This is a genomic window from Moorena producens PAL-8-15-08-1 (assembly GCF_001767235.1).
GTDB lineage: Bacteria > Cyanobacteriota > Cyanobacteriia > Cyanobacteriales > Coleofasciculaceae > Moorena > Moorena producens_A.
Map to the genome: position 1 here is coordinate 4,878,022 of NZ_CP017599.1, position 13,954 is coordinate 4,891,975.

Annotated in this window: 12 protein-coding genes; 5 read left to right on the forward strand and 7 right to left on the reverse strand. The window is 40.7% G+C overall.

Annotation, left to right across the window (positions count from 1 at the left end; genetic code table 11):
- Positions 1–653: 653 nt before the first annotated feature.
- The gene (locus BJP34_RS17920) at positions 654–1,910 is read left to right on the forward strand and encodes a glycosyltransferase family 4 protein (protein WP_070393515.1); all 1,257 of its coding nucleotides are present in this window, start codon (positions 654–656) and stop codon (positions 1,908–1,910) included.
- A 325-nt stretch (positions 1,911–2,235) separates the two neighbouring features.
- Here the strand turns inward: BJP34_RS17920 and BJP34_RS17925 are convergent, their stop codons facing one another.
- The gene (locus BJP34_RS17925) at positions 2,236–2,757 is read right to left on the reverse strand and encodes a late competence development ComFB family protein (RefSeq protein WP_070393516.1); all 522 of its coding nucleotides are present in this window, start codon (positions 2,755–2,757) and stop codon (positions 2,236–2,238) included.
- Positions 2,758–3,296: 539 nt separating this feature from the next.
- Here BJP34_RS17925 and BJP34_RS17930 point away from each other — a divergent pair.
- From BJP34_RS17930 to BJP34_RS17940, 3 genes are all read left to right on the forward strand, one after another.
- On the forward strand, positions 3,297–4,994 hold the full coding sequence (locus tag BJP34_RS17930) for a GMC family oxidoreductase N-terminal domain-containing protein (RefSeq protein WP_070393517.1): 1,698 nt from the start codon (positions 3,297–3,299) through the stop codon (positions 4,992–4,994).
- Positions 4,995–5,858: 864 nt separating this feature from the next.
- Positions 5,859–6,842 (forward strand): hypothetical protein, encoded by a 984-nt coding sequence (locus tag BJP34_RS17935; protein WP_070393518.1) that lies wholly within the window; start codon positions 5,859–5,861, stop codon positions 6,840–6,842.
- A 664-nt stretch (positions 6,843–7,506) separates the two neighbouring features.
- Positions 7,507–7,782: a hypothetical protein gene (locus tag BJP34_RS17940; protein WP_070393519.1), complete on the forward strand. Its 276-nt coding sequence runs from the start codon at positions 7,507–7,509 to the stop codon at positions 7,780–7,782.
- Between the two features lie 610 nt (positions 7,783–8,392).
- Here BJP34_RS17940 and BJP34_RS46545 read toward each other — a convergent pair.
- The 6 genes from BJP34_RS46545 to BJP34_RS17970 form a co-directional block, all read right to left on the reverse strand.
- On the reverse strand, positions 8,393–8,674 hold the full coding sequence (locus BJP34_RS46545) for a Uma2 family endonuclease (RefSeq protein ID WP_202971988.1): 282 nt from the start codon (positions 8,672–8,674) through the stop codon (positions 8,393–8,395).
- Between the two features lie 28 nt (positions 8,675–8,702).
- The gene (locus BJP34_RS17950) at positions 8,703–10,034 is read right to left on the reverse strand and encodes an aminotransferase class I/II-fold pyridoxal phosphate-dependent enzyme (RefSeq protein WP_070393521.1); all 1,332 of its coding nucleotides are present in this window, start codon (positions 10,032–10,034) and stop codon (positions 8,703–8,705) included.
- 143 nt (positions 10,035–10,177) lie between these two features.
- Positions 10,178–10,969: a DUF4058 family protein gene (locus tag BJP34_RS17955; protein ID WP_070393522.1), complete on the reverse strand. Its 792-nt coding sequence runs from the start codon at positions 10,967–10,969 to the stop codon at positions 10,178–10,180.
- Between the two features lie 115 nt (positions 10,970–11,084).
- The gene (locus BJP34_RS17960) at positions 11,085–11,672 is read right to left on the reverse strand and encodes a Uma2 family endonuclease (RefSeq protein WP_070393523.1); all 588 of its coding nucleotides are present in this window, start codon (positions 11,670–11,672) and stop codon (positions 11,085–11,087) included.
- Positions 11,673–11,931: 259 nt separating this feature from the next.
- The gene (gene rsmG / locus BJP34_RS17965; RefSeq protein WP_070393524.1) at positions 11,932–12,678 is read right to left on the reverse strand and encodes a 16S rRNA (guanine(527)-N(7))-methyltransferase RsmG; all 747 of its coding nucleotides are present in this window, start codon (positions 12,676–12,678) and stop codon (positions 11,932–11,934) included.
- 326 nt (positions 12,679–13,004) lie between these two features.
- A complete protein-coding gene (locus BJP34_RS17970) occupies positions 13,005–13,646 on the reverse strand; it encodes an ABC transporter ATP-binding protein (protein WP_070393525.1) in 642 nt (213 codons plus the stop codon).
- On the opposite strand from BJP34_RS17970, the gene BJP34_RS17975 reads away from it, so the two are divergent.
- Complete coding sequence (locus BJP34_RS17975) at positions 13,646–13,864, forward strand: hypothetical protein (RefSeq protein ID WP_070393526.1); 219 nt, start codon at positions 13,646–13,648, stop codon at positions 13,862–13,864. The two genes, BJP34_RS17970 and BJP34_RS17975, sit on opposite strands and share 1 nt — an antisense overlap.
- Positions 13,865–13,954: the final 90 nt, after the last annotated feature.

Here is a 13,954-nt window from a genome sequence, read left to right on the forward strand (position 1 = left end):
ATAGCTATGAAAAACTCTATACAATTCGACCCAGCTTTAAAAGGATATTACTTATTTTTTTTATAAATCGACTTTCGCAATTTTATCATGACTTTTAATTAAGATTTAATTCCTCTGACATCCGTAAAAATTCTGAAACAAAAAAAAACTAGTTTACACTCAATTGCGGGATTGCACCCATGAAAAATAGTGTTTTTTTAGATAATAATAGAATTATTGGTAAATTCAATTATCAGTTGATATCACAAACTAGTCGTCATAGTTTGGTAATCATACGACCATTACCAATGAGTAATTACTAATTACTAATTACTCATTGGTAATTAGCAAAAGGGAGGATTTATTAGTTGTAGCCATAATCATAATTGGCATAAAGATTCTTGCTGTAGCTCTTTCAAATCCTTTAGAAATGCACAATTTTAATATTTTATCAAGGTAGATTATGTTAATTTTTGTTACAAAAACTGTCATCCAGGCGTAAAATATGGAATTGAAGCCGAATAAATAGTTATAGGCTTAAAATCCCTGATTGGGCATTGTGCACAACCCACCTGACTTGACAATGGTCTTGAGTTCTCAGTGCTAAAGCCAATAAATCATCAATAAACAAATTTGGTGAGTCTACACCCGGCTAGCAACATCTACTAGAGATTATGCGAATCCTAATATATTCTTACAACTATCATCCAGAGCCAATTGGGATTGCCCCCTTGATGACTGAACTAGCAGAAGGGTTGGTCAAAAGAGGGCATGATGTTCGGGTCATTACTGCGATGCCCAACTATCCTCAACGTCAAATTTATGAGGGATATCGACGGAAATTGTATCTTACCGAACACATTAACGGTGTGATTGTAGATCGCTGTTATGTGCGGATTCGCCCAAAACCAAATTTGATCGACCGATTATTGCTAGAGGGCAGCTTTGTTGCTACCAGCTTCCTCAAGGCTCTGATTTATCCTCGCCCTGATATTATTATTTTAACTAGTCCACCACTGCTAGTTTCCCTACCAGCTGCGATTTTGGGGTGGATACACCGAACGCCAGTAATTCTAAATCTCCAAGACATTTTGCCAGAAGCTGCGATTAAAGTAGGCTTACTGAGTAACCAACCTCTAATCCGTGCATTAGAGGTTGTAGAAAGGTTTGCTTACCGCACAGTCACCAAAATCAGTGTTATTGCTGATGGCTTTACCGATAACTTGCGCAGCAAAGGTGTGCCCAGCTCTAAAATTGTCAAGATTCCCAATTGGGTTGATGTTAATTTCATCCGTCCTTTACCAAAAGAAAACAACTCCTTTCGCACTGCCCATAACCTTAATGGTAAGTTCGTTATACTCTACTCTGGTAATATTGCCCTCACTCAAGGTTTAGAAACTCTGATTAAGGCAGCATCTAGGGTAAATCACATTCGAGATATTGTGATTGTGATCGTCGGAGAAGAGAAAGCCTTAGGCCGACTAAAGCAGTGCTGTAGGAATTGGAAGGCCAATAATGTTAAGCTACTACCATTTCAACCTCGGGAAAAACTACCGGAAATGCTAGCAGCAGCGGATGTGGGGTTGGTGATACAAAAGCAGAATGTAATTTCGTTTAATATGCCCTCCAAAATCCAAGTACTGCTAGCTAGTGGTCGCCCCATCCTAGCTTCTGTTCCTGCTAATGGTACCGCTGCCAGAGCTGTCAAAAAAAGCGGCGGTGGCATTGTTGTTCCCCCAGAGGATCCAGAAACTCTAGCAGCAACAATCTTAGAGTTGTATAACGATCCCGCAACAGTTACATTACTGGGCAACAGAAGTAGACAACATGCTCTTCAATATTATTCCTTCGATCAAGCTCTCAACCGTTACGAAGAACTCTTTTCTGACATTCAAAAGAAGCGGTTACTGGCAGCGGTTCAGAAGTCTTGATCAATCCCTTTTACTAATTAGGGAGTAGGGAGTAGGGAGTAGGGAGTAGGCATGCTAGCAATAGGCATGCTAGCAATAGGGAAAAAATCTTGTGTACCTCTTGAGAGGTACACAAGTTGTGGATGTTAGGGCAGAAGGAATAGCGATGCAGTGCTATTCCCGACTCCCTCGGTGCGCTTTCCGTAGGCGAATTAAATTCGCCACGGGTCGCACCGCTCCCGACTCCCTCGGTGCGCTTTCCGTAGGCGAATTAAATTCGCCACGGGTCGCACCGCTCCCGACTCCCGACTCCCGACTCCCTAAAATCAGGTTTTCTGCTCAGGAATTACCACCGACCATACCTATCCATACCCCACGCCCCTCCAGATTTCACAGGTATTTTAGTCTCTGCAACTTGTACAAAAAACTGCTCATGATGCTTCCAGCTAATCTCTCCATGCCACGCTTTAATTAGAGCTTGCTCAACAACCCGAGGAAGTTCCCACCATGATAGGTTTTCCTGTAATAGCAATTTTTTCAGTCGCTTTAGGGCTTGCTGAGATGCTGGATCTTTAGAATCAAATAAAGGAGTTGCCAGTCGAATCGGATCCTTTTGAACAGCACTGATTGACCGACTCACCACTATACTAATTTGCTTAGCTAACTCCTTCATCCCTCGTTGCTTTTGGTACTTCCAACCTTTTTCACTGGAAGCATACAAGGGTGGGAGGCGATTGAGAGCATAGGTCGCTACTTCGATCGGATTAATACTTTTAGCTATCTCGGGGGAAAGTTGCTGTAGTCGTCGCTCGATTTCTTCTTCAACGAGGATTTCCATAACATTTTGATAGGCTTGAGTTCTTTGCATTGACCCTGACTTCATGACGATAACTCAATTAATTAATAGTTTTTATTATCATGATTCTCCAATGCTTAGGTTGATAAACAGGTTGATTTTGTGTATACGTTCTGTTTGTTTGACTAATTTGAGTTAAAGTTATGGTAAAGATTTAGACTAATTTATCTTTGTGATGTTATAAAGCAAAGGGAATAGGGAACAGGGAATAGGGAATAGGGAATAGGGAATAGGGAATAGGGAACAGGGAGTCGGGGGAACTATGTGGAATACACCTCATAAGTATGGAAAACGCTATAAGCTGTTGCGCATTTAAATTGGGTATTATTCAGTTATAAAAAAACCGTCAAACCCTCTCCCCAGCTCCCCAGCTCCCCAGCTCCCCAGCTGTCAGAACCATCAAATTTAAATGAAGACCAGCTTATTACAGTTATCAATAATTTCATTTCCCCATCTCCCCACATTCTTTCCCTGTTCCCTGTTCCCTGTTCCCTGTTCCCTGTTCCCTATTTGATAGAATAGAGTGATTTGCTTAAACAACCATTCCGATAATGTACGATACGATCGTGGTTGGCTCTGGTAATGGAGCCTGTGGGTTTCTGAGCTATTACCTAGAAGCTGGTAATGACAGGTCTATCCGGAAGCGGGTGTTAGTGCTGGAGGAGGGAGATGATTTCTTTACTACCAGCGACATTACCCACCAGAACAACTGGACTAAGTCCTACGCAGAGGAAAAGGTATTCAAGCTGCACAATGCCCTGACCCCCAAGGGAATTCCGATTATATCCGGGCGGGCCTGCACTATGGGTGGTGGCGGATCCATTAATTACACCATGATGCATGAGTCGTCGGAGTGGCTCGCGACACATATTGGTCAAACGGCAGCCTATTGGGACAGCCTCAAGGCAGAGTTGAATCAGAAGTTTGCTAGACCAAACCCAGCCACGGATCCCTCACCTGTGACTAAACAAGTACTCCAGGCAGCTGAGAAGGTTGGTTTTGTGGTGAGCACAGACGCTATCGACAATATTCCTAATTTGGAGGTCACCGATACCGGCCTGTTGCACCTTTTTCCAACCCAGTTCAATTCATTTGGGCAGCGAACCCACAGCGGAGTATCCATTGTCGATTGGTTTGGCCAGGGCGTGGAGATCAAGACTAGGTGTAGGGTTGAGAGACTTGAGTTTTCTAAGGAACAAGGGCAAAAACCACGGTGCGTGGCAGTACATGTTAAGTACCTGGACACGGGGATGACAGAGCGCTTGTCTTTGAATCCGGATGGTGGAAAGGTGATTATGTGCGCAGGGGGTGCCACGCCACGGCTGCTGTGGTCTCACCGAGAGGAATTGGGAAACGATCAGATCGGGCAGCATGTGAATGACCATATTGTCATGCCCCTGGGTATCTACGTGGTGGACAAGAGCATTGATGTTACCGCTCGGGATGTGTACATCCCTGTGTTTGGGACAACGGTATGGCAACCAGAACCAGAACAACCGGGACAGGAAACGGTTTGCTGCTTCGATTTCTTTTCTGGTAATTTTGAGAGGCTGTGGTTTATGATTGCCCACCTTTATCTGGCATTCCTGTTCCCAAACTGGCTGAAGAAGTTCGTGATCAGGTTACCTTGGTTGTTTAATATCATCAAGAACGTGATCAGGGTGTTTCTTCAGGGAGTCAATTTGATCATTAACCTGTTATGGGGACTTTATAACTTACTTCAAGGGAAACCATGGCATGATGACCCAAGCTTGATTACTGCGGCGATTAAGTTTAATGCTGCTAAAGAGGGTTGCTATTCAAGGGAAGACTCTCGGATTGAATTAGATTTCTTTGGAGAAGAGGAACAATCCGATTTCAATCAGGATAAAGTGGTAGCCAACAGTGAGATTGCCAAGCACATGGCACTCTTGAATGGCTTGGGAGAACAGCCACATTGGTTAGTTAAGTGGTTCTTGCGACTGGTAACTAAGATGCCCTACGAAGAGAACCAGATTGAGGAGTATGTTGATGTTTACAGTCGCAGGTTTTTACTGTCGGAGCAGCATTTGTCGGGGGGATGCCTATTCGGGAAGGCGATTGATAAAGGACTCGACAACGCAATAGATACTGGGAAAGTATACGGGTCAGCTAATGTCTATGTGGCTGACCTTTCTGCTGTGCCCTTGCCCCGAATTAGTACGCAGATGACAGCTTATCTGATTGGTTTCCATGTGGCGAAGAGGTTGTGTGTGGGGAATGGGGAATAGGGAATCGGGAATCGGGAATCGGGAATTAAATATCTGATGGAAATGATATAATGCCAGAAGTTGGGCGCGAGTTAATTGCCAAGCCAGAAAAGACCTATGGATTAATTGTACGTATCGAGGCATACTGATAACACTAGTTTGCTAGGTGGCTCCATAGTTGGCATCACTTCAGAGGATTCCCGGCTAATTTCCTGTGTATCAACATCGCTAATAATTCTGCGTAGCCAAGTAATTTTTCCTTGGCAGGCAAAGCTCTAATTGCCTCATTTAGATCGATTGGTAAGTTGATACTTATTGGTTTCTTGGCCAATGGCTAGTTACCAGGTATCTGTCGCACTGGCTGAAACCGCTTTTTATTAAATTGTTCTGTTTGTACTGGATTTGGATTACCTTGATCCATATTAATTATTGTAACTCTATTTCAAGAAGTATAAACTTTATCCCAGTAAACTGGTTTTTTATATTAAAATAGTCCCAAGGAGCAACATCAAAGCATCCAAATTTTTAAAATATATCCCTCAAAATAACGATAATAATAGGGTTTAAAAGCATAATTAAAAGTGTTATTTAAAAAAAGGGTATGCTACCAGCAACATAGCAACCTAGTTGATTATTTTATTTTCTATAGCAATACCAAATAAGTTTTAAAATATAAAAAAAATGAAATCATTGCTGGGCAATGTTTATAGCGATTCGCCGTTCGCGCAGCGTGGCCGTAGGCCACAGCCGACGCTACGCTAACACTAATCCCATTATATTTTATGATTTATCTAGGATTGCTATAGTTATTTTTATTATTCATTAACAATCAATCTAAGATTAATTAAAATTACGAACAACTAAGAAATAATTAACTAATTAATAATGAATAATTCTCAATTTATAAATATGCTAATTAAAGTTCTTAATGCAGCAATAGAACAAGTTAAAGAAGTAAGGTATGCTCTTGGGATTGCTGGCATTGCTGCTGCTGCTGCGCTAATTGGAATTTTCTTTAAAGGGAATTTAGTAACCGCTTTTATAGCGATTGGTGTACTAATGATATTTATGGTTATTTTGGTGATATTTGAGGCATTGCCGAAGCTAGTAGAGGGTCCAATTAAAATACCTGCTATAATTCTTAGCTGGTTTGTATTAATACTTTTCATTGCCACATCTATCGCCTTCTTATCGGCTGTATTTGTCGGCAAACCAAAACATATTTGTGAAATAGTTATTCAAACAAAATGTCCCTCTGTAAATTCTTATTCTAAAATAGAACAAAGCGTAAGATATAATTATGATGAAATGAAATATATATGGGGTTTATATAGAGGTATTAATGAAAATTATGAATATGCTGAAAGGGTAAAAATAAGAGGTAATTTAGTTGGCAATCAAGCTGAAAAAATACTAGATAAAAAATTGAAAAAATTAGATAATGGCTACAAATTAATATTGGCTAAATATTACACTGCCTGTTTAAGCTATTCTATGGCTTCATCTGCATACGGTCCAACGCTAAATAATATAGAGATTATAGAAGAACTCAAAAAAATTGCTCGTCAAGCTGATCCTATGTGCCAAAAACCGTTTGTTTTTTTGGAAAAAAATAAAGGAGAAATATCTGTTGAAGCATCACAAGGTAACCAATCAGCTTCAAAAGCTATAGATTGGTTTTATAAAAATGAAAAATATCAAGCAACTAAATATTATCATGCTATCAGCTTAGCGGTAAGATATAATTACAATGATGAGGTAACCAAGGAGCAAGTAATACAATTGTTTAAATCAATATCAAGGGACTATAGAGACAAAAATCCACCAACACTTAACCGATTCTTAGAAAAAATAATACCCTTAGAATAAGATTACCTAATTCCTAATTAGCTAGCGTATCATACTTGTACATTAAATGTTCTTCCCCCCTTCCGCAACTCAGGGCTGTTTCAGCCTAACTGTTTCGGTTCCCTGAACCTCTCGAGTGGTAGGAGTTTCGCGCGTTTTTTTATGAAATTATCTGGGGATGACAACACGGTTAAAAAGAAGACAGGGTGTGGAGTCTGGAGAAAATAGAAGGGAATTCAGAGTTACCCCAGCAAAAACCTTCCGTCCCCAACCTCATTCAACCGTGCCTTATTTATGCAGCGGGGTCTTGGGGGAAACTCCCTTTGGCAGCGTTGCATGGCTACCAACGTGGCATAGCAGCTACCTCATTCCCTACACCAATCACCCCACACCTAGTAAGGGGAATCATGCTACTTGTCATCCCGTCAGATAGCATTTACAAATAGGTCGTGAACAATCTTGCTGATTTTACATGACATCAAAAACTCCTCGGATCTCTTTCCTACTATGACCTGTACCCTGTTATCTATTCGCTCTTTTCATCAATATTCTGTTTACATATAAAATAAAAAGGCTAAATATTCAACACAACATTGAAATTCTGATATGATTGAAATACAGAACATTGTAGGCTCCTTAGGGTCTAGTTAGATTAAAGCCAATAAATTGATTGGCTGGCAATATCATGGAAAGAATAAGAATTCTAACCTCCCTAGCTGGTTTAGTAGTAGCTTTTAACCCAATCACTAGTGATGTTTCTGCTCAGGATTGTAATTCTATTGCGTCATTTGCTGATCGGGATCAAAAAATTAATTTTCAGAATCTAGAAACTGAAAATCGAATTTCCAAATTTAATCAAAAAATAGCAGCCCGTAGTGATAATGACTCAGAAGAAACCATGAAGCAAGGTCCAGATCCAGGAGATTTGGATATGAAAGGTCTAGATCCAGGAGATTTGTAGCCATCACGTCTTTTTTAGAGCTATGGTAGTCAATGATCTGCTCCTATCCTATATCGACAGATACATAATCTAGATCAATAAATTTGAATTACCTAGGATTGGGGCGTTGCTTAATCATGGAATGATGTGAATACTTTTCTGGAATGGGCATCTTGCCCATTCCTAGTATTTTAGGGCAGGCAGGATGTCCACACTACTCATATTCATTCCTTCATTCAGCAATGCCAGGATTGGAGTCAACAATTCAACACTACCATCACCTAGTAACTATTCCATATTTTTCTAAATAGATAAAAATTGACAGTAAACAGTAAACCCTCAACCTTCAACAAACTCCGGAATCACTAGTGGCAACATTTCAGATACAGTGAATAAACAATCTGGGAACTGTAACGGTGAAATTGTCTGATTATCTGCTAATATTCTGATTATCTGCCAGAATTACCTGACTTTGATACCCTTGATCAGTCGGTTATCGAAAAACATGCAATTGACGATTAGTTAAATCAACTACCCAATAATCAGCAATCTCTGGCTCTGCATAATGGTTAGCTTTCAGTTAACAATCCCTCTTCAAGGTAGTATCAGCAACTTCAATAATTAAAGAAATTTATGATGGTGTCGGATGATGGTCTAGGTATCGCAGTTCATCTGCTATAACTACGGCTAGATCTGGTTGGGGTTCGGAGTAATTACTTAACTGAACTGGTAATTGTGTTTGAACTAAGCCTTGCTCTCGTAAACGATTATCCAACAATCGGCGAGTAAGCCGAATTGAAGTAGCATGGGGAGTTCCCTGGGGACTGATTTTTAAAATATAGCGGTTCTCAGTCCAGTGAAGTGCAGACTGGTTGCTACAGCCATTACAGAGTAGAGTTCTATCGTATATCATCGATATTTGAACCGCCATACTTTCACACCTAGATACCTTCCCAAGGACGATAACCTTGTCTCAAAATCTCATATTCTTGATTTATTTCTCTCTCTAAAGAAAGATAAGAAACTCCTTTATTAATCTTTTCAATGGTAGCCTGCATACAGGCTAATCCTGCTTTATACTCGGAAATATTTGTCACGTTTATCCGAAAGCCAATTTTATTTGTAAACATTGAGCTTAAAGGTAAAAGTGTAACCTTTCCAATTTGAGAAAAATATTCACCCAATTTATAACTATCCGCTATCCCTAAACTCTTCATCCTAGATTCTAGTTCTGAGTTAAACCCAATATTGATAAAAGGCCCTGCACAGCTGCTCTTGATAATCTTCATTCCCATAGCGAATAAATCAGAATTCATCAGCAAAGCTTCAGCATTAGTCCTCAATATCTCTAACTCTTTTCTCAATTCTTCACGATGATTCAAGTCTCTTTTTTTTAGAGCCCAAGAAGCTGTAATTACCTCGGCATTGGTGTAACGAACATGTGCTGCAACAACAAAGCGCTTAATTTCCTTCACAAGCGCCTCATTCTGACTCGTCAAAAAACCTACTTTGCCAATACCATCAATTCCAAATTGTCTTCGCATTCCACAGGTTGTGATAACTAAATCTGAGCGAGTACTCACACTAGCCACTGAAACTTGGTCATTTCCTATTGCTTCAGTTCCTGAAAAATACATATCATTAATAATTAGGATATTATGTTGATGGGCAACCTCGGCTAATGCTTTTAACTCATCTTGACTATAAATTTGGCACCAGGGATTATTAGGAGTTTCCAGTATCAAAGCAGCAATTAGATATCCATTTTTTTTTGCAGTACAAATGACTTCTTCCAATTTGTCTGGCTTAATCTTAAAACTCGATAGACAAACTTCTACTAAATGCCGAGTAGTGCCACAAAATATATCTATATTATGGTTGTAGCGAAAGTTACCTTCTGGATAAATGACTGTGATAGGTTTAACATTTCCTCCCCTCCGTAATAATCTATATTTGGATGATAGAATCGCCATTTTCACAAGAACTGTTGAAGTCTTAGGAAAAATAACTACGGATTTTGGATTAATTTTAGGAAAAGATGGAATTAGTCCAAAAATCTTTTCTGCACCTAGATGGGTAAGACTTTCTGGCACAGTTACCTTATGAGAATCAACTAAATACTGGGCAGGATAAGATGCATATAAATTCTCCATTTCTACCATTAAATCTTTCTTCTTATATTCTGGGGCATCTGAATGACCCAGATCAAGCTGACCTTGATAGCGTTTAAGTTTTCTAAATAATTCATACTCTTCTGTTGAAGGTGATTTCATAAACCAGGAAATTCCTTAATAGTAAAGTTCATTAGTGTAGTTGTCTTAATAAAGGCACATTCAGTAGGTTGGATACGCTCACGCTAACAGACTGTTTATTTAGCAAAACAAGGTTTATTTAGTAAAATAAGTAGCATCCAAACCTAGGGCGTACGCAATTCTCGCTCCGTTAACCATGTATTAACCCAAACTCGGTCTTCTTCCGACAATTGTGGTAGTGGCTCTTGATTATACTCTATGAGTAAATCATAACTGGCTTGGTCGTAGATATTACTCAATAATAGCTGTAAATCTACTAATGGTTCTGTATCTCCAGACTTCAGCGGTAAGGGAAATGAAGGAATAGTATCTGGTAAATTAAATCCATACAAATCAGCTTGAGGACGACGGTCTCCTCGACTGACTAAAATTCGATAATGGGTTTCAATATTGCTGTTGTAAACTGGCATTGGTTGTCCCTTACGCAGTAAATCAATTTCTACTAAATGAGTGAAACTGCCGAAAACCTTATTTCGTTTAGTCTCATATTGCTTGCGTCCTTCCCCAGAACGTTTATTAATGGGAGAGAGTATTTCAATAGCTGTTACTACTTCCTTGGTAGCTACCTCTCGCACTTCTAAATAACCTTGCTTAATGGTTTCAGGTACAGGAACTTGTACTGTTTGGGGTTGAGTTGGGGCTTCTGCAACTGCAACATTAGTCATTGGTTGTTTAGTTGTCACCTGTGAACCTTTGACAGTTAAATCTGGAATGCCAACGAGTAGAGATTGTTCCCCAATGGTTTCATACATGCGCACTTCAACACCAACTCTGTATTTTGGACGCAGTTGAGGAGACAGGGATCTTGCTAGTTCAACAATTAGCCAGTGATGTACTCCTGGCCAAACTTCTGGATGTTCTAGGTAAGGGTTCATGCCTGGAAAAGGGGAAGGCATAAAATTTCCACCTCGGTGCTTAGAGCGTTAAACTTAGAGCATTCAGCATTCAGCTTTTATAACTTAGTTGACAGCTGACAGCTAAGGGCTGATGGCTAAAAGTCTATTACTTATTCTAAAGCGCACCATTCAACACTTGCTGTGCCGAAAGCTGCAACCCCGGAAAAATAGTTGATTCAATCAACTCATCCCTGACAAAAACCGTTTCCTCATAAAGATCATCCACCAAGTGCAACACCACAACCTGCTCTTTGAGCGGATCGACAATCCAATATTCGCGAATCCCCAGCAAGTTATACTCCACTCGTTTGCTGCGATAATCCGTCGTCCGAGTTGATTCGCTAACCACTTCAACCACCAAAAAAGGTGGCGATTCGTTGAGACGAATGATCCCCTCTCGATCCAGCATTCCCTGCCATTGCTCCAGTGTTGCCACCGTCACATCTGGAATCCGCGCTGTATCCCAACGTCCCCCACGGGGCGACTCGATTGCTATAAACCCTTGCTTAGAAACCCAGGCTAACCCCTGATCCTGAATTTCAGCCCGAAATTGATCGTTGAGAAACTCAGTAATTGCACCATGTTGTCCTTTGGGTTGAGACATGGCAATCAGTTCCCCATTCACCAGTTCATAACGCCGATCAGTGCCATCGTTGTAGCTTAAGTAGTCTTCGAGGCTAAGCAGTGCAGTAGTGGCAGTCATCGGAGTTTTCCTAAGAAGCCATTTTTTTGATAATACTAGTTTAGCAAAAAATGGGTTAGAAACTGTCATTTATAGCGATTTGCAGATAAGTTAATTATGAAAATGGGGCTAAAAATATCCAGTTTACTTCTTACTTGCCAATAATAAATAACTTAGATTGGATCCCAACTGATCTATTCCTAGATACGCTGTTCCCAGATCCGCTGCTCCCTAAAACTCAGTACGAGCTACCTCACCCAATTGAGAACTGCTATATCTTTTAATTCAAAGGTTCTTGTGCTGGTAAGCCTACAGCACGGGGAAACTTAGCTACAGTGGGAGATAATACTTTCAAAAACAAACAATGACGAACACTATCACTCAAAGGCGTCGTAAATTTTTCAACTGATTCAATCCTTCCACCCAACTTTTTGACTGCTGGCTGTAAAGCTTCGGTTTCTTCATCTGTCCAATGACCACGATAGAGAATTGCCAAACCTCCCTTTTTCAGAAGTGGTAGAGCATATTCAGCACAAACAGAAGGGGCACTAACAGCACGAACTAGAGCAATATCGTAGGAGTGTCGATGCTGTTGCTTGTGTCCAATGGCTTCTGCTCTGCCAACTAAAGTCTTAACATTATTAATTTCCAACTGGGGGATTAAGGTTTGGAGAAAAGTAATTTTTTTGCGAGTAGAATCGAGTAACGTAATAGCAGTATTAGGAAATGCGATCGCAACTGGTAATCCCGGAAATCCGGCTCCCGTTCCAATATCAATAATTCTCTGTCCTGGAGTTACAGATTGCCATATAGGAGCCAATCCTACCAAAGAATCCCACAGATGCTTTTCCCAAAACTCGTCTGGAGCGGTAATCCGAGTTAAATTCAACTGGCGATTGCCTGACAAAATCCCTTCATAGAGTTTTTGAAACAACTGTTGTTGTTCTGGATCTGGCTGCCAATTTAGAGTTTGTTGCCAAACCTCTGTCATCTGTGGCAGCACTAAAACATTTTGGTCATTTGTCATTTTTGCTATTCTGTACTTGTTATGCTAAATAAACACTTTTGCAAAGGGAGCAGGGAGCAGGGAGCAGGGAGCAGTGGAAAAAGCCCCTATTCAAATTTTTTTGTTAGTTGAATAGCATAATTTTCATTCTACAGTAAGCTTTCTGAGCTTTTTGACTATAAATTTAGCATAAAAGGTACTGAAGAACCGTCATTTTTTGCTTTTTACTTTTTAATTTTTAATTTCTAAATAGGGATCCTAAATAAATTGTGATAATTTTTTTCCCTACTCCCTACTCCCTACTCCCTACTCCCTACTCCCTTCGCTAAAGTACTCAATACTCACCACTAAGCACTAGCTAGATCAACAGCTTTTAAATCCCCTTGCTTAAGAGTCCAGCAACGGTCAGCAATAGGCAGTAAATCCTTAGCATCGTGAGTCACCACTAGGAGTGTCCAATGGGTTTTGAGTTTTGCCAGCAGATTGACTAACTGTCTTCGCATAGACCAGTCTAATCCAGCTGTTGGTTCATCCAACATCAGTATATGGGGTTGACGAATCAGTTGTACTGCTAGAGCAAGGCGTCGCTGCTGACCACCACTCATAGCATGGGGTGAGGTATGCAAGGCAAAATCAGCCAGTCCCACTTCCCCCAAAGCATCATAAACCCTTTGTGACCCCAACTCTGGATGTCCCATCCGCAATTCTTCCAGGATAGTCTTACCACAGAAATGCCGTTCTGGAAACTGAAACACTAATCCTGCCAGTTGTGGTAGATGGTCGTTTGTGAGTTCGGTTTCTCCCCAAAAGATGTTTCCTGCCGTGGGCTGGGCTAATCCTGCCAAAATTTCCAATAATGTGCTTTTACCAGAACCACTAACACCAATCACTAGTCCCAATTCTTGTGGTGCTAGCTCTAGATTCAGACCCTTCAAGATCGGGGTGGAGCTAGCTGCTGGATGATAGGTTAAGTCTCTAAGATATAGCATTGCCTTTTGCCCACTCCTTCCCCTCTTCCAAGACTCCGGAGGTTTCAAGATTTCATAGACATTACTATTGTAAGCACTCAGCTATCAGCTATCAGCTATCAGCCATTAGCCATCAGCCATCAGCTATCAGCTATCAGCTATCAGCCTTGGCCTATGGCCACCCTAAGCTTTTGGCCACTTTACTGGAACAGTTTATGGGCTACACCCACGCTACTTAAGGTGCTTTTGAATAAAATCAGGACCTATAGTAGCGTCAGCCAAAAGCTGACGGCTGACGGCTGACCGCTGACCGCTGACCCCTCAATGCT